This window comes from Halosimplex rubrum, from assembly GCF_013415885.1.
GTDB classification, from domain to species: domain Archaea; phylum Halobacteriota; class Halobacteria; order Halobacteriales; family Haloarculaceae; genus Halosimplex; species Halosimplex rubrum.
Genome location: NZ_CP058910.1, coordinates 4,134,315 through 4,149,950 on the forward strand (window position 1 = coordinate 4,134,315; position 15,636 = coordinate 4,149,950).

Annotated in this window: 19 protein-coding genes and 1 tRNA gene; 7 read left to right on the forward strand and 13 right to left on the reverse strand. The window is 68.8% G+C overall.

Annotation, left to right across the window (positions count from 1 at the left end):
* Positions 1-118: 118 nt before the first annotated feature.
* From HZS55_RS20780 to queC, 3 genes are read left to right on the forward strand one after another with little or no spacing between them, the layout of a single operon-like run.
* Complete coding sequence (locus HZS55_RS20780) at positions 119-568, forward strand: 6-pyruvoyl trahydropterin synthase family protein (RefSeq protein ID WP_179909441.1); 450 nt, start codon at positions 119-121, stop codon at positions 566-568.
* Positions 568-1,344 carry a 7-carboxy-7-deazaguanine synthase QueE gene (locus HZS55_RS20785; RefSeq protein WP_179909442.1) on the forward strand — a complete coding sequence of 259 codons (777 nt, stop codon included), beginning with the start codon at positions 568-570 and terminating at the stop codon, positions 1,342-1,344. The genes HZS55_RS20780 and HZS55_RS20785 overlap by 1 nt, the downstream gene beginning before the upstream one ends.
* A gap of 22 nt (positions 1,345-1,366) precedes the next feature.
* Positions 1,367-2,056, forward strand: coding sequence for a 7-cyano-7-deazaguanine synthase QueC (queC, locus tag HZS55_RS20790; RefSeq protein ID WP_179909443.1), 690 nt, complete (start codon positions 1,367-1,369; stop codon positions 2,054-2,056).
* A 23-nt stretch (positions 2,057-2,079) separates the two neighbouring features.
* On the opposite strand, the gene HZS55_RS20795 is transcribed toward queC, so the two are convergent.
* From HZS55_RS20795 to HZS55_RS20815, 5 genes are all read right to left on the reverse strand, one after another.
* Positions 2,080-2,313, reverse strand: a complete 234-nt coding sequence (locus tag HZS55_RS20795) for a DUF2249 domain-containing protein (RefSeq protein WP_179909444.1) — start codon at positions 2,311-2,313, stop codon at positions 2,080-2,082.
* Positions 2,314-2,380: 67 nt separating this feature from the next.
* Positions 2,381-2,557: a hypothetical protein gene (locus HZS55_RS20800; RefSeq protein ID WP_179909445.1), complete on the reverse strand. Its 177-nt coding sequence runs from the start codon at positions 2,555-2,557 to the stop codon at positions 2,381-2,383.
* A 94-nt stretch (positions 2,558-2,651) separates the two neighbouring features.
* Positions 2,652-3,038, reverse strand: a complete 387-nt coding sequence (locus HZS55_RS20805) for a hypothetical protein (RefSeq protein ID WP_179909446.1) — start codon at positions 3,036-3,038, stop codon at positions 2,652-2,654.
* A gap of 61 nt (positions 3,039-3,099) precedes the next feature.
* The gene (locus HZS55_RS22900) at positions 3,100-3,711 is read right to left on the reverse strand and encodes a response regulator transcription factor (protein WP_179909447.1); all 612 of its coding nucleotides are present in this window, start codon (positions 3,709-3,711) and stop codon (positions 3,100-3,102) included.
* Between the two features lie 58 nt (positions 3,712-3,769).
* Positions 3,770-4,375, reverse strand: a complete 606-nt coding sequence (locus HZS55_RS20815; RefSeq protein WP_179909448.1) for a DUF7504 family protein — start codon at positions 4,373-4,375, stop codon at positions 3,770-3,772.
* Positions 4,376-4,625: 250 nt separating this feature from the next.
* On the opposite strand from HZS55_RS20815, the gene HZS55_RS20820 reads away from it, so the two are divergent.
* The gene (locus HZS55_RS20820) at positions 4,626-4,766 is read left to right on the forward strand and encodes a DUF7503 family protein (RefSeq protein WP_179909449.1); all 141 of its coding nucleotides are present in this window, start codon (positions 4,626-4,628) and stop codon (positions 4,764-4,766) included.
* Between the two features lie 2 nt (positions 4,767-4,768).
* Here HZS55_RS20820 and HZS55_RS20825 read toward each other — a convergent pair whose 3' ends face one another.
* From HZS55_RS20825 to HZS55_RS20840, 4 genes are all read right to left on the reverse strand, one after another.
* A complete protein-coding gene (locus HZS55_RS20825; RefSeq protein ID WP_179909450.1) occupies positions 4,769-6,889 on the reverse strand; it encodes a hypothetical protein in 2,121 nt (706 codons plus the stop codon).
* A gap of 119 nt (positions 6,890-7,008) precedes the next feature.
* Positions 7,009-8,220, reverse strand: a complete 1,212-nt coding sequence (metX, locus tag HZS55_RS20830; protein WP_179909451.1) for a homoserine O-acetyltransferase MetX — start codon at positions 8,218-8,220, stop codon at positions 7,009-7,011.
* Positions 8,221-9,546 carry an O-acetylhomoserine aminocarboxypropyltransferase/cysteine synthase family protein gene (locus tag HZS55_RS20835; RefSeq protein ID WP_179909452.1) on the reverse strand — a complete coding sequence of 442 codons (1,326 nt, stop codon included), beginning with the start codon at positions 9,544-9,546 and terminating at the stop codon, positions 8,221-8,223. It abuts the gene before it with no gap.
* 107 nt (positions 9,547-9,653) lie between these two features.
* Positions 9,654-10,553 carry a helix-turn-helix transcriptional regulator gene (locus tag HZS55_RS20840; RefSeq protein ID WP_179909453.1) on the reverse strand — a complete coding sequence of 300 codons (900 nt, stop codon included), beginning with the start codon at positions 10,551-10,553 and terminating at the stop codon, positions 9,654-9,656.
* A gap of 145 nt (positions 10,554-10,698) precedes the next feature.
* On the opposite strand from HZS55_RS20840, the gene HZS55_RS20845 reads away from it, so the two are divergent.
* Complete coding sequence (locus HZS55_RS20845; RefSeq protein WP_179909454.1) at positions 10,699-10,902, forward strand: hypothetical protein; 204 nt, start codon at positions 10,699-10,701, stop codon at positions 10,900-10,902.
* A 159-nt stretch (positions 10,903-11,061) separates the two neighbouring features.
* Entirely contained in the window at positions 11,062-11,859 is a 798-nt protein-coding gene (locus tag HZS55_RS20850) for a polysaccharide deacetylase family protein (RefSeq protein ID WP_179909455.1), read from the forward strand.
* Positions 11,860-11,917: 58 nt separating this feature from the next.
* Here HZS55_RS20850 and HZS55_RS20855 read toward each other — a convergent pair.
* Positions 11,918-12,020 (reverse strand) — tRNA-Asn (locus tag HZS55_RS20855).
* A 147-nt stretch (positions 12,021-12,167) separates the two neighbouring features.
* Here HZS55_RS20855 and cca point away from each other — a divergent pair.
* Positions 12,168-13,544 (forward strand): CCA tRNA nucleotidyltransferase, encoded by a 1,377-nt coding sequence (gene cca / locus HZS55_RS20860; protein ID WP_179909456.1) that lies wholly within the window; start codon positions 12,168-12,170, stop codon positions 13,542-13,544.
* Positions 13,545-13,649: 105 nt separating this feature from the next.
* On the opposite strand, the gene HZS55_RS20865 is transcribed toward cca, so the two are convergent.
* The 3 genes from HZS55_RS20865 to HZS55_RS22905 all read right to left on the reverse strand — a co-directional run bounded on the left by HZS55_RS20865 (position 13,650) and on the right by HZS55_RS22905 (position 15,565).
* The gene (locus HZS55_RS20865) at positions 13,650-13,829 is read right to left on the reverse strand and encodes a MarR family transcriptional regulator (RefSeq protein WP_006883039.1); all 180 of its coding nucleotides are present in this window, start codon (positions 13,827-13,829) and stop codon (positions 13,650-13,652) included.
* 277 nt (positions 13,830-14,106) lie between these two features.
* Positions 14,107-15,123, reverse strand: a complete 1,017-nt coding sequence (locus HZS55_RS20870) for a histone deacetylase family protein (RefSeq protein ID WP_179909458.1) — start codon at positions 15,121-15,123, stop codon at positions 14,107-14,109.
* A gap of 4 nt (positions 15,124-15,127) precedes the next feature.
* The gene (locus HZS55_RS22905; protein WP_179909459.1) at positions 15,128-15,565 is read right to left on the reverse strand and encodes a histone family protein; all 438 of its coding nucleotides are present in this window, start codon (positions 15,563-15,565) and stop codon (positions 15,128-15,130) included.
* Between the last annotated feature and the right edge of the window lie 71 nt (positions 15,566-15,636).

The following is a 15,636-nucleotide window of genomic DNA, read 5'->3' on the forward strand; positions in this document are numbered from 1 at the left end:
AAGCGTCCGCACGGTCGAGTGAGAGTCATCGCACACCGCAGCGGGCTCGTAGTCGCGACGCCCGACCCGGAATCAGCTCGATGAGCACATTTTAGTACACCTTAGATAATACCCGAGTATGACTCGACGGGGGCGAAGCGGATCGGACGCGACCGGAAGCGAGGAGCGGACGCTCGTCGTCGGCGGCGACCGGCCGATCCGGATCAGCGCCGGGCACAGACTCCAGCATCACGACGGGAAGTGTGCGCGACCGCACGGACACAACTACGAGATCCGCGTCGAGGTGACGGGACGGCTCCGCGAGGAGGGATGGGTCGTCGACAAAGGCGATATTACTGCAGTCATCTCCGAATGGGACCACATGTTCCTGCTGGAGCGGGGCGACCCGCTGGTCGAGGCGTTCGAGGCGAGCGGCGACGGCGACGCGGCCGTCGTTCTCGACCACCCGCCGACGGCGGAGGTGATGGCGGTCGTCCTCGAACGGAAGCTGCGCGAGACGTTCCCCGAGACGGTCTCCGACGTGGCGGTCGAAGTGAGCGAGACGAGCGAACTCCGCGCGGCGTACTGATGCCGGTGAACGACGCGGTCGACGGCGAGACGGCCGACCGCCCCGACGGCGAGGCGGCGCTGCCGGTCAACGAGCTGTTCTACTCGCTGCAGGGGGAGGGGAAGCTGGCGGGCGTCCCGAGCGTGTTCGTCCGGACAAGCGGCTGTAACCTCCGGTGCTGGTTCTGTGACTCCTATCACACGTCGTGGGAGCCGACCCACGCCCGGATGGGGATCGACGAGGTCGTCGACGCGGTGGGCGAACACGACGAGGCCGACCACGTCGTCGTGACCGGGGGCGAACCGATGATCCACGACGAGGTGGTCGCGCTGCTCGACCGGCTCGACGACGCGGGCTATCACACCACCGTCGAGACGAACGGGACGGTCCATCGGGACGCGCCGATCGACCTGGCGAGCGTCAGCCCGAAGCTGGCGAGCAGCACGCCGACCGCCGATCGGGACCCGAAGGGCGACGGCGAGTGGGCCGACCGCCACGAGGACCGACGGGTCGACGTCGAGGCGCTCGCGGCGCTCGTCGACGACTACGAGACCCAGCTGAAGTTCGTCGTCACCGGCCGCGACGATATGGCGGAGATCGAATCGCTCGTCGACCGCGTGCGCGAGGCGGCGGGGACACCGATCCCGGACTCGGACGTGCTGTTGATGCCCGAGGGGCAGACTCGCGAGCGGCTGGACGAGACGCGTGCGGCGGTCGCCGAGCTGGCGACGGAGTACGGCTACCGGTACACGCCGCGGCTGCACGTCGACCTGTGGAACGACGCGCCGGGGACCTGAACGCGGACACGAGAGACAAACGATGACTGACAACGACCGAGCGGTGATTCTGGTATCGGGCGGGATGGACAGCGCGACCGCGGTCTACGAGGCGATAGATCGGGGCTACGAACCGTACTTCTTCCACACGTCCTACGGTCAGGAGACCGAGACCAGAGAACGGGAGTGCGCCGAGGCGCTCGCCGACGAGGTCGACGCCGCCGACTTCTGTCACGTCGAGACGCGCCACCTCGCGGCGATCGGCGCGTCGAGCCTGACGGACGACGAGATGGACGTGGCCGACGCGGACCTCGACAGCGAGGCGGTCCCGACCTCCTACGTCCCCTTCCGGAACGCGAACCTGCTCGCGATGGCGACCTCCTACGCGGAGGCCAACGACTGCTCGGCGGTGTTCATCGGCGCCCACAGCGAGGACTTCTCGGGGTATCCGGACTGTCGACCGGAGTTCTTCGACGCCTTCCAGCGGGTGATGAACGTGGGGACGAAACCGGAGACGGAGATCGAACTCGTCGCCCCGTTCGTCGAGTGGTCGAAGACCGACATCGCCGAACGCGGGCTCGAACTCGGCGTGCCCTACGGGATCACCTGGAGCTGCTACCGCGAGGAAGCGCCGGCGTGCGGAACCTGCGACGCCTGCGCGTTCCGGCTCCAGGCGTTCCAGCGAGCCGGCGTCGCGGACCCCATCGACTACGCCGAACGGCCGGAGTACTGACCGCGAGGGGCGCGACCGTCCGACTACCGCTTCGGGAGCGTCGCGATGAACTCGTCGGGGCCGACGCGGTCGACCGTGTATCCCTCGGCGTCAAACGACTCGACTTCGGCGGCCATCTGGTGATACAGCGGCGCCGGTTCGTGGTCGTTGACCAGCGTCAGCGCCTCGCCGCTCTCCAGGTCCTCGAACGCGTCGAAGATCTTCGGGTGTCGCTTCGGCGGCGGGATCTCGCGGAGGTCCAGTTGCTGTCCTGCCATCGTCGGGACGGACGTGCCCCTCCCGCGAGTCGGTTTCCCGGAAGATGTTCGCCCGGCGGAGCGTGAGTCACGCGGAGGGTCCCGCCGTGACCGCCCAGACCGTGCTCTGGATCGACTTCCCGAGGAAGTACCCGACGAGCGCCCACAGGACGGCCCGCTCGGGACTCTGGACGGCGGCACCCACGGCGCCACAGGACGCCGCGAGGAGGAGCCCCGGACGCGCCAGCGTCGACAGCGATGGCATGGTGCGTCCTCGGTCGGGCCGCGACAAGAGCGTTCGTCCGAACGGGTTCGGTCCGGGGAGAGGCGGGCGAGGCACCTGGCGGGGACCGCGGCCGTCACCCGAAATCCGTTCGACAGGCCACCGACCACTCGCAGTCGGATTCCCGACAGATTCGGTCGTAGAAGCGGCTCAGCCCCTCCGAATCCGTCTCCGGGAGGACGTGCAACTGGACGGCGCGGTTGCGGACGGTGACGCGGAACACGTCGGCGGTCGCCTCGTCGCGGACGAGATACAGCGGCATGGGCAGCTCCATAAAATCACCCGAGCGGTAGGTGTCGGCGTCGATCACGTCGGTGACGAGCGCTTCGAGGTCGCCGTCCGAGCGGTCGGCCTCCGGGGTGAGGACGAAGACCGTCTCGCCCTCGTACTCGACTCCGCCGCTACGAGGGTAGGTTCGCTCCGGTCGCCCGGGGATGGCGAACGAGGGGTCACGCGCCGGCATGTGGTCGCCTCGCCCGGAGATACGGCGCCATCCCTTTTAACTTCTCGCGCGAGCCGTTGGCTCACGTGTCGTCGCGCTCCGTGCGCTCGTTCGAACCGTCGGCAGACGCGTCGCCGTCTCCGCGGGAGTCGAGATCGCGTTCCTCGGGCGCGAGCGCGGCGTCGAACGCCGAGGTGTCGTCCAGTCCGTCGAACATCTCCGCGAGGTCGTGGCGCAGCCGGTCGAGCTGTCGGTCCAGTCGGTCGAGCGCGTCCTCCTCGTCGGCCAGCGCCGCTCGGCGTTCGGCGAGGTCGTAGAACTCCTCCAGCCCCGCCCGGTATCGTGCGCGCGCCGCGAGCCACTGCACCGTCTCCCGGACGGCCACCGGGTCCCGCCTCACGACCGCGTCGACGGTGTCGGTCTCGACGGCCGTCCGGCCCGAGTCGGACACCGACACCCCGACCTGACAGTCGAACTCGCGCGCGCGAACGTCCGTCAGGAGGGAGTCGATCGACCCGTCGACCAGTTCGGCGTCGACGAGGACGACGTCGACTTCCTCGTCGAGGCTTTCGCGGAGGGCGTCGGCGCTGTAGGCGGTCCGGACGGTACCGTCGTCGCGAAGCGCGCTCGCCAGTGCGTCGGTGGCCGCGGGCTCGGCACCGGCGACGACGACGAGGTGCCGTGCCGGGGGCATATCCGGCGGGAAGGACGGGAAGTATAAAGAGCCACCCCTTTCCTGTCCCTCGATTACGTCAGAGACCGGCCCCGGCCGAGCGGCCGCGGTCGGCGTCGACGACCGCGTCGCAGACGATCCGGAACGTCTCGACGGTCTCGTCGTCGTGAGCCGCGGGATCCAGATGGAAGACGACGACGCCGTCGACGCGTCGAGCCACCTCGCCGAGCGTGTAGACGAACTTGAACGCGGTCGGTTCGTCGACGTAGCCGAGCACGCCGGTCAGCGAGTGGACCGCGACGCCGACGCGGTCGCCGGCGTCGTCGGCCCGCTGGAGCACGTCGCTGACCCGGCGACCGATCGCCTCCAGATCCGTCGGGTCGACGACGCGTTCGACCGGCACGGGACCGTCGGCGTCGGCCGTCTCCGTTGTCGAGCGCGTCGTCCGATCCACGTCCACGCACGCGGCGAGCGGCGGCCCGGTGTCGGCCTCGCGCTCCCACAGCGACAGCCACTCCGACGCCGGCTGAGAGATCGTGACCGGGACCGCCCGGTCGATCCGGTCGTCGAGACCGTCGAGAACGGTCAGACAGGCGTCCGTCGGCCGGTCGGACACGTCGGGAGCCAGCAACAGCACCGTCGTCGCGTCGCCGATATCCGCCGCTCCCCGGATGCGGACGGTCACGAACTCCCCCTCCCGAACGGACGGAACTGCATCACTTCCTATCAGTCCACCGGGTCCACACGACTATGAGTGTTGTCGTTCCCTGACACCCGTCCGCCATCCCCGGGTTTCAGAACCTATTAGCGAATTTTGAGGTATGTCTGAAATATCGTTTTCTAATCTCTGTCGAAGATACTGATAATACAAGTCTTAATTTATCCCGAACTTTTAGATAAATTCAATCACAGACGGCCTGAATAAACACTTGGCTATGAGCCAAGAATCAACGCGACTCCGCGAATTCCTCGAAGAGAACCCCAAATGGATCGGCGTCATGTTCAGCGCGCTGCTGCTGCTCTCGCAGGCCGGCTCGGTGACGGCCGCGTCCGGTGGTTCGCTGACCGGACCGTAGTTTCAGATATCGTTTAGTTCGCTGCTCCATCGCAGGGCACCATCGAACTCCACGGGGAGATCCTGTTTGTAGATGAAACTCCGCAGCTGTTCGTCGGATAACTCGTACTCGTCCATCTTACCCGAGTTCATGTAGAATCGGTTGATGCCGTCTATCACCGGAGAGAAGACCGTCCCCATCGGTGTAGAGAGTGACGGGTATCCGTAGATAGAGACCCGATACTCGCTCGGATCCGGCCGATCGACCACGACCCGGTGCGGCGTCCCGGACTGGTTCTCGACGATCGACGCGCTCGCGTCGCCGACGACGAGGTAGTGGTGGCCGATCTGTTCGTACTCCTTGATGATCGAAACCGTGGCGGCGAGCGAAAAGCCCTGATTGAGCAGTTTCGCAGCGGTATGGCCGACTGAGGTGGCGGCCTCGTTGACGATGTCGGTGACCGTGGCGATGCCGGCCATGGCGCCGGCGTCGACGAGGCCGCGGCCCTGCTCGTAGGAGTCGCAGGCGTTGAGGAGGAACGCGCTGACGTTGACCTCCGAGAGGTGCCGGGTGTCGAGGTAGCCGTCGGCACAGCGGATCCCCTCGTCGTCGACGTGGCCGATGTAGTGGAGGAAATCGATCTCCGACCGCAACAGTTCGCGCATCTCCATCGCGGTCAGTTGCTCGTGGGCTTCGATGCCGAACTCGATCCAGTCGCGCGTGCCGTAGATCTCGGAGACGACGTTCTCGTCGGTCATCTCCTGGTCGTTGCAGACGACAGCGACCTGAATCTGGGGGTCGGTCGTCGGCTCGAACTCCAGCCGCCGGTAGTAGGCGTCGACGGTCATCTTGCTCGCGCCGACCGGAAGCCCCTCGCCGACGTAGGCCTGCTCGATGCTGTCGGCGGGTTCGGGGCGGAAGATCTCGGAGGTCGCAGTCGAGGGCGACGACTCGGAGCGGGTCTGTGTCCGGGTACTCCGCCGGAGCGCCTCGGGGTTGTTTCTGAAGAAGGACTCGACCTGGTCGGTGAGTTCCTGCAGCGCTTCGTCGCGGGTTTCCTGAGAGTGCGGACAGCGGACGACGGCGAGTTCGTTCGCGAGGAACGGGAGCGCGCTGACGTTCGCGGCGTCGGGTCGCACGTCGGCGGTGAGCTTCCACTTGGGTACGACCTCGGCGACCGCGTCGAACGGCACGTCCAGATACGCCCGCAACTGCTCCGACAGGGGCCGCTCGTAGACGTCCGCGAAGTCCAGGTCGACCAGGGATTCGACCGCCGCCCGCTCGTGGAGGTCGACCTCGTAGTACCCTTCGGTGCGCGTGACGCAGTCCATGAGGAACACGTGTTTCAGCACGCGCTCGACTTCGGCCTCGAAGCCGTCGTCGCCGTCGAGCGGGAACGACCAGTCCTCGCCGGCGATCCGCGGCGACGGACCGGGTTCGATCCGCGCACCCGTGTAGTACGCCAGCGGCACGACGGGGTAGATGTACTCCTCTATCGGCGGCACCTCGATGCCGACCCCCGTCTCCGGAGCGGCGATCGAGTCCGGTACGTCCAGCCGGTCGCCGAGCTCCACGAGCGGTGGATGGCCGCGTAGCGACGGGAACGACCGCTCGCAGCTGGTGGTCTTCAGCGCCGAACCGAGCGTCGAGAGCGCCCGCATCAGGTCCTCCGGCTGCTCGGTCGTCGTGACGGTCGCCGCCGGCTGTTCGTGGACCGACCGCGCGCCGACGTGGATCCGGTCGGTCTCGGAGAGTGCGATCCGAACGGTGTCTCCCATCGACGTGACTTCGATCCCGCCCTCGATGGCGAACTGGAGCTTGACCTGCGTCGTCGCCAGTTCGACGTTGTACCGGCCGGGCGGCACGCTGACGGACTCCTGGTCCGAGACCTCCGCGACGGTGTTCCCCTCGGCGTCGCGGATCCACAGCGGGACGAAGTAGGGCGTCTCGACGGCCGTGGTCCGCACGGTCGCGCCGGCGTCGGCGGGGAAGTAGAACTCGTCGGGGTCGCAGTCGTCGATCCCGGGCTCGTCGGGCGTCAACAGCGAGAACTGGGTCTCCTGGATCGGGTCGGTAACCTGGATACCGTCGCGACTCGGATGCGGGCGGATCTGCGGTCGAGTGGCGTCCGGGTCGACGTTCATGTTCGGAGGGTTCCGTCGGCTCTCACGGCGTCACAGGGGAGACCCACGCCTGACCCGTGCGAGCGAATAGGCGTGAGAACGCGGTGAGGAGAAAAAAGCCTGTTGGCCCCGAGCACGTCTCAATCGGAGAACAGGCTGGTGTGGACGGGCGCGAACGAGGGGTCGTCGTCCTCGGGCGGCTCGTCCGTGTCCGTGACGGCCGTCCCCTCGACGCCGTCGGCGAGGAAGTCGGCGAGCGGCGGCCCGACGCTCTCCGGTTCGACGAGGAAGGCGTCGTGGCCGTGGTCGGACTCGACGAGGTGGTGGGCGGCGGCCACGTCGGCCGCGCGGAGCGCGTCGGCCAGCTCTTCGGCCTGCGTGGGCGTGAAGTGCCAGTCGCCGGTAAAGGACATCACGAGCGCCTCGCCGTCGAAGGCGGCCAGGGCGTCCTCGTCGGACTCGAAGCCCGCGGCGAGGTCGTAGTTGTCCATCGCTCGCGTGAGATAGAGATACGAGTTGGCGTCGAAGCGTTCGACGAAGCTCTCGGCGTTGTAGTCGAGATACGACTCCACGTCGCGGTAGGGGAAGAAGCCGGCGGCGGGGTCGGTCGGGAACGACCGGGCGGCGTCGCGGCCCGCCGCGCGGCGGCCGAACTTCTGCTCCATCGAGGCCTTCGAGAGATACATGACGTGGCCGATCTGGCGGGCGAGCGCGAGCCCGTCGGTCGGTTTCGGACCGTCGCCGTAGTAGTCGCCGCCCTGCCAGTCGTCGTCGGTGGTGATGGCGCGGCGGGCGATGGCGTCCATGGCGAGACACTGCACGTCGAGTCGCGCGGCGGCGGCGATGGGGGCGATGCGCTCGACGTGGTCGGGGTGTTGTTTGGCCCACTCGATGACGTTCATGCCGCCGACGCTGCCGCCGACGACGGCGTGGAGGTGCGGGACCCCGAGTTCGTCGAGCAACTGACGCTGGGCGTCGGTCCAGTCGGTGACGGTGACCGCCGGGAAATCCGTGCCGTAGGGCTCGCCGGTCTCGGGATTGGTGCTCTCGGGGCCGGTCGTGCCGTAACACGAGCCCGGGACGTTGGCACAGAGGACGTAGTACTCGCGGGTGTCGATGGCCTTGCCCGGGCCGACGATGTCGTCCCACCAGGCGCGGGCCTGCCCGTCGGTCTCGTCGTCGGGGTGGCGCCCGGCGACGTGGGCGCTGCCGGTCAGCGCGTGACAGACCAGCACCGCGTTGTCGCCCGTGAACTCGCCGTAGGCCTCGTAGGAGACCTCCAGCTCGGGGATCGAGCGGCCGCACTCGAACTCGAACTCGCCGAGCGCGACGGCGTCGCGTTCGATCTCCATCTACGAGTCACCCGCGTTCGGCGTTCCGTCGCTCGCCCCGGCGTTGGCGCGCTCGATGGCGCCGTCGACGTCCGCGAGGATGTCCTCCGCGTCCTCGATGCCGACCGACAGCCGCACCAGGTCGGGCGTGACGCCGCTGGCGCGCTGTTCCTCGGGAGTGAGCTGCGCGTGGGTCGTGCTGGCGGGGTGGATGACTAAGGTCTTCGCGTCGCCGATGTTGGCGAGGAACTGCGCCAGGTCGGTCTCCTCGCAGAAGCGCTTGCCCGCCTCGAAGCCGCCCGCGAGGCCGAAGGCGACCATGCCGCCGTACCCACCGTTCAGATACTCGCTGGCGTGGTCGTGGGTCTCGTGGGAGTCGAGCCCGGGGTAGGTGACCCACTCGACGCCGTCGTGGTCGGCCAAGAACTCGGCGACGCGCTGGGCGTTCTCGCAGTGGCGTTCCATCCGGAGCTCGAGCGTCTCGGTCCCCTGGAGGGTCGCCCAGGCGTCGAAGGGCTTCTGGCCGTCGCCCAGCGAGCGGACGGCGCGCTGGCGGGCGGCCGTCGCGAAGGCGCGATCGCCGAACCGCTCGGCGAAGGTGACGCCGTCGAAGGCGTCGTTGGGTGCGCCCAGCTCGGGGAACTTCTCGGGGTGCTCCGCCCACGGGAACGAGCCGCCGTCGACGAGGACGCCGCCGACGGTGGTGCCCGAGCCGTGGATCCACTTGGTGGTGGACTCCCAGACGATGTCGGCGCCGTGGTCGAGCGGGTTGCACAGCGCGGGCGTCCCGAAGGTGTTGTCGACGAAGACGGGGACGCCCCGCTCGTGGGCGACCTCGGCGATGGCCGCCATCGGCGGCGTCACCAGCGAGGGGTTGCCGATGGTCTCGTAGTGGACGTAGGCGGTGCGGTCGTCGATGGCCTCGGCGTAGGCCTGCGGGTCGAGCGTGTCGACGAAGCGAGTCTCGATCCCGCGGCGACTGCCCATGTTCGAGAGATAGGAGTGGGTGCCGCCGTAGATGGAGGAGGCGGTGACGACGTTGTCGCCCGCCCGGGCGAGGATCGAGGTCGCGGCGTCGAGGGCGGCCATCCCCGAGCCCGTGGCGACGGCCGCGGTCCCGTTCTCCAGCGCGGCGAGCCGGCGTTCCAGCGTGGAGACGGTCGGGTTGTCGAACCGCGAGTAGACGTTGCCCCCGTCGTCCAGCGCGTACCGGTCGGCCGCCGTGTCGGCGTCGTCGAACACGTAGGAAGTGGTCTGGTAGATCGGCGGCGCTCGCGCGCCTGTCGCCGGGTCCACGTCCTGGCCGGCGTGGACACAGCGCGTCCCGAAGGCGTACGGATCGGTCATGTGTGTCGTGCATATATCCACAAACATCTATAACCACGAGTTACGGCAAATATCTCAGCGTCTGAGATCCTCTCGCACGCCGTGCGAGCGGGGTCCGGCGCACGCGCTCACGGGCGCTCGGTCTCGATCACGGACAGCGAGCGGTCGACGGTCACGTCGAGGCGGTCGTCGCCGGCTCGGAGCGGGACGGTGACGTGGAGGGGGTCGTCCCGGGCGACCGCGATGTCGTCCGGGTCGCAGGCGTCGACGGTCCACAGCGGGTCGGTCAGCAGGTCGGGCGCGTTGGCGGCGACGAACGGCAGCACCTCGGGGTGGTAGATCAGGATCTCGGGGAGGTCGGTGCAGAAGAAGTTCTTGCAGTACGAGCAGTGGTGGACCACCGCGGGGCCGGGCATCGCCTGTTCGAGCTCGCTCGACTTCTCCCCGTCCGGCACCACGTCGTGGTACATCTCGCTCGCGCAGGTGGGACAGACGTGGCTGGCGACGGTCAGCAGGTCCCGGCGGGCGTAGAGGCTCGCCGCCGACAGCACGGCGTCGGGGTCGTTCGACCGGATCGCGCCCGGCGGGAGGTGGTACTTGAACGCGAGCGCGCCGCAGTCCCCACAGCGGACGACGAGCATGCTGTTGCGGTAGGTCGCTTCCAGTCTCGCCCCGCAGTCGGCGCAGTCGGCGTCGACGGGGAACGGCTCGACGGTCGTCCGGTCGGTGAAGCTGTCGGCCTTGATCGCCTGATAGAGGATGACACCGGGGTACAGCAGGCCGTACCCCTCCGCTTTCTCCTGGACGAACACGCCGAGTAGCTCCTGGAGGTGGTAGTTGAACCGACCGCTGTCGGACACGTCACAGCGCTGGCGCAGCTCCTCGAAGGGGAGCGGGCGGGGCTGGCTGCCCTCCTTGGCGTCGCCGAGTTCCAGCAGGATGGTGACGCGCAGTTCGTTGCCCAGCAGGGAGAACGCCTCCGCGGGCGGGACCGACCGTCGCTCGGAGACCTGAAAGCCGTCGGTCATCGGCACACATCTCGCGCACCCAGCCATTTATGACTGTCTCTCGGTTCGGAGGTCGCGCTCCGAGGCGAACCGGACCCGCCGGAGCGCCGGGAGCCGACGACGGTCGACCCGAAAGGACTTGGCCCGTCGACAGATTCCTCCCGCTATGGGCCGCCTCGGCGACTTCGCCGCCATCTGGTTCGGGACGCTCCTCGCCCTGAACTTCGCCGTCTTCCCCGCCCTCGGAGCGCCGCTGGGCATCTACGTCGAGACCGCCCTCTCCGCGCTCGCCGGCCTCGTCCTCGCGACCGTGCTGGTCTTCGGACGGGGCGCATCCCTGCCGACGGTCGTCGGTTCCGATTCGCGCTGACCCGTCGGGAACGAGTGACCCGCGAGGCGGACCGCCCCGCCCGTGACGTCGGTCGGCGGGCGTTCGTCCGCGGAGTAGAGGCCCGTTAACGGGAGCGGGTCGAGCGTTTGACCGACACAAGCCGAGCATAACGAAGGTAGTGTGACCGTAGGTGTCGGTATGCTCGTCTCAGAGTCGCAGTTGCTCCGGGCGTGGCGGACGGTCGCGTTCGTGGGTCACTTCTCGCGGGTCGAGTCGCTGTCCTCGCGCGGCACGAACAAGATTCTCGCGTACCACTCGGTCGGCGGCGGGTTCCACGACGACATCGACCCCGACCGGCTGCGTCGCGACATCGCGTACCTCGACAGGCACTACGAACTCGTCGACCTCCCGGCCGTCCGCCGGCCCAGCGACGAGAAACGGGTCGCCCTCATCTTCGAGGACGGCTACCGCGACTTCGCCGAGAACGTCGTGCCCGTCCTCCGCGAGTACGACGTGCCGGCCACCGTCTTCGTGATCGCCGACGCCATCGGCGACCCCTCGTTCACCCACAACGACCGCTTCGAGTACGAGTACATGGACCGCGAGGACCTCCTCGCGCTCCTCGACGAGGACCTGGTCACCATCGGCAACCACACGCGGACCCACCCGAAGCTCGCCGAGGTCCCGCCGGACCGCCTCGAACGGGAGATCGTCGGCGCCAAGCGCCGCCTCGAACGCGTGCTCGGCGTCGAGGTCGACCGCTTCAGCTACCCCTACAACAGCTGCACCGACCGCGCCGCCGCGGTCGTCCGCGAGTCCCACGACATCGGCGTCGCCGGCCGCGGCCGCCGCGAGCACATCTCCGCCGAGACCAACCCCGAAGTGATCCCGCAGGTCAACGGCGCCAACCCGTTCTGGGAAGTGCGCTGGGACCTCTCCGACGCCGGCACGTTCGTCGGCTCCCTCGCCGACCGCCTCGTCGGGCGGGCGGTCTGACTGGGCGACTCGACGGCGCGGCGACGCGACTCGCCGAGCGAGACGACGAACCGCAGAACGCCACCGCCAGGACTCGAACCTGGGACAACCTCGTGTCTGCGGCACGCAGGTGACCTGCGCACCCTAACAGCGAGGTGCTCTACCAACTGAGCTACGGCGGCACGCATGCATCCATAGCCGGAGTTGTTGTATAGGGATTTCGTTTTTCCTTCGCCACGACACGGAGTCACGTACGGCGATTCGACCGATGGTCCCCGCCCTCGCGACACATCGGACGGGTTTTCACCGGTCCCGAACAACCCCGACCCATGAGCGACGAGTTCGACGCCGTCGTCGAGCGGGTCCGCGAGCGGGTGACGCCCGACGACGACGAACGCGAGCGACTCGGCCGCGTCGTCGACGACCTCCGCGAGCGCACGCGCGACGCCGTCGCGGATCTGCCGGTCGACGCCGACGTGGTCCAGGTCGGGTCGACGGCCCGTGACACCTGGCTGGCGGGCGACCGCGACATCGACCTGTTCGTCTCGTTCCCGACGAGCGTCGGCCGCGATGAGCTGGAGTCCTACGGCCTCGAAATCGGCCACGCCGTGTTACCCGACGGCCACGAGGAGTTCGCCGAACACCCCTACGTCAAGGGGACCTACGGGGGGTTCGACGTGGATCTCGTGCCCTGCTACGCGGTCGCCGACGCCACCGCGATCCGGTCGGCGGTCGACCGCACGCCCTTCCACACCGAGTACCTCGCCGAACGCATCGACGCCGACCTGGCGGGCGAGGTGCGGGTCGCCAAGCGGTTCCTCGCCGGGATCGGCGTCTACGGGAGCGACCTCCGGACCCGGGGGTTCTCCGGGTATCTGACCGAACTGCTCGTCCACGAGTACGGCGGCTTCCGGCCGTTCGTCGAGGCCGCCGCCGAGTGGCACCCGCCCGTCGCGTTCGACCCCGAGGACCACGCCGACGCGTCGTTCGACGACCCGCTCGTCGTGATCGACCCGACCGACCCCGAGCGCAACGTCGCCGCCGTCTGTAGCGCCGAGGCGGTCGCACGGCTCCAGCATTACGCTCGCGACCTGCTCGCCGAGCCCCGACCGGCGCTGTTCGTTCCCGACGACCCCGAACCCGTCGACCACGACGCGGTCGCCGCGGCGTTCGAGCGCCGCGGGACCGCGCCGGTCGCCGTCCGGTTCGACGCGCCCGACATCGTCGACGACCAGCTGTACCCGCAGCTCGACCGCTCGCTGGCGGGGCTCGTCGGCGAACTCGACCGCCGCGGGTTCGACGTGCTGCGGGCGGCCGCGTGGGCCGAGGAGACGGTCGTCCTGTTCGCCGAACTCGAAGTCGCCGAGCGGCCGGCCGTCGAGCGCCACGAGGGACCGCCGGTCGGCGTCCGCGACCACGCCGAGGGGTTCTACGACGCGTACGCCGACGAGGTCGCCGCGCCCGACGACGGACCGGGCACCTACGGTCCGTTCCTCGACGGCGACCGCTACGTCGTCGAGCGGCCCCGCGAGTTCCGGACGGCGGTCGGACTGCTGGAGAGCGACGCCGTCTTCGACGTGGCGCTGGGCGCGCGAGTCGAGGCGGCCATGGACGAGGAGTACGCGGTGCTGTCGGGCGACGACGTGGGCGCGCTCGCCGGCGAGTTCGGCGTCGAACTGGCGCGCTATCTCGACCCGCGACCCTGACGGCGGTTCTCGGTCACGTCACGACCGGTCTCGGCCGCGTCACGACCGCTCACGCCGTCGACGACGAATAAAAACAGTCGACACGTCCGGTCCCGTCGGACGGAGTCACTCGGTGTCGATAGCGTAGAGCCGCTGGCGGGCGTCCGCCGGGTAGATCCGTTCTTCGACGATGTCGGCGTCCGTCAGGTCCGACAGCGCGCTGCGCACGCTGCGCTGGGAGAGGCGCGTCTCCTCGGCGAGCGTCTTCTGAGTCAGTGGGCCTTCGTACTCGAGGACCGTGTACACGAACTTCGCGCTCGGTGTCAGATCGTCGAGTTGCGATTCCCAGTCACGATACGATTGTTCCGTACAACAGCACACGGGGAAAGGTCACCAACAGCACGGTTCCGCACGCTCCCATGTATAGATTTCCGCGGTGCGTTGATGTGTATCCCGGTACCCATCAGATCACGGACTGATACTCGGGACCCGGTCGCTCTCGGGAGACTGACAGACCGAACGCTACCCCGGGACAGTGCCGGTCACCCGGAGGACGCCCCTCGACGCGGTGTCGGACGGGCGGTCACTCGTCGGCGAGGTCGAACCCCTGGCCGCGCACGTCGTCGACGACCTGACGCGCGGCGTCCTGCACGTCCTCGTTGGGTTCGGCGGGGGTGTAGCCGTCGAACACCTCGTGGACGGTGCGGATGCTCTCGGTCAGCGTGTCGAGGCCGTAGCCGCCCTCGAGGACGAACCCGAGGCCGGTGCCGACGCGGTCCGCGAACTCGTCGACGCGCCGGGCCAGCAGGCCGTAGCCCTCCGTGGAGACGCGCATCCGCGAGATGGGATCGTGTTCGTGGGCGTCGAAGCCCGCGGAGACCAGCAGTAGGTCCGGGTCGAACGCCTCGAAGGCGGGGAGGATCAGGTCGTCGACGGCGGCGAGGTAGCCGCTGGTGGTCGTCCCCGGCGGGAACGGGACGTTCATGGTGGTGCCCCGGGCGTCGCCGGTTCCCGTCTCGGTCGCGTCGCCGGTCCCGGGGTAGATGCCGTCCTCGTGGATCGAGACGAAGAAGACGTCCTCGCGGTCGTCGAAGATGTCCTGGGTGCCGTTGCCGTGGTGGACGTCCCAGTCGAGGATGGCGACGCGGTCGGCGTCGCGGTCGTCGATGGCGTGCTGGGCGGCGACGGCGACGTTGTTGAAGAAACAGAAGCCCATCGCGTCGTCGTAGACGGCGTGGTGACCCGGCGGGCGGCCGAGCGCGAAGGGAGTGTTCCGTCCGTCCGCCCCGTCGAGCGCCTCGTCTGCGGCCCAGTTGGCCATGCCGGCGGCGGCCAGGGTGGCGTCCCAGGTGGCCTCGACGGCGACGGTGTCGGCGTCCCAGTCGCCGCCGCCGTCGGCGCAGAACGCCTCGACCGAGTCGACGTAGTCCGCGTCGTGGGCGGCGGAGACCTGCTCGACGGTCGCGTCCTCGGGGGAGACGTACCTGACGCCGTGACACTCCGAGAGGCCCTGGCGGATGGCCCGCAGGCGGTCGGGGCTCTCGGGGTGGCGCTTGCCGGTGTCGTGGTCGAGACAGGCCTCCCGGTAGCCGAAGTTCATGCGGTCACTCGTAGTACTGGCTCAGTCGAAAGTAGGCCTCGACGTCCTCGGCTTTGACGGTCCGCCGGTCGGCGTGGCGCGCCAGGTCCGCGGCGGCCGCCGCCACCCGGTCGGCGTACGACTCTAGTTCGGCCGCCAGCGCGAGGCGAGCGTCCATGGAGACGCGGTAGTCGTCGATGTCGAGGCGAGCGATGCGGTCGACCGGCGCGATCGGGAGTTCCAGATCGTCCTTGTCCCCGGTCGCTTCGGTGCCGAAATCCGACGCCATCAGCGTCTTCCGCCCGTCCGCGGTCGCCACGTCCGCCGCGTCGACCGCTCGCTCGGCCCCGCGCTCCTGGATGCGGCGGGCGAGTTCCTCGGCGGCCTCGGCGCTGACGCGCAAACTCCCGGCGTTGCGCCGGATAATAGTGTCGACCGGCGCGAACGGTAGCTCGACGCTCATAGAACACAGGCGGGCCGTTCCGGCCTTAAGCGTTTCCGAAACCCGCTCTGGGCCCTCGACGGCCGATCTGC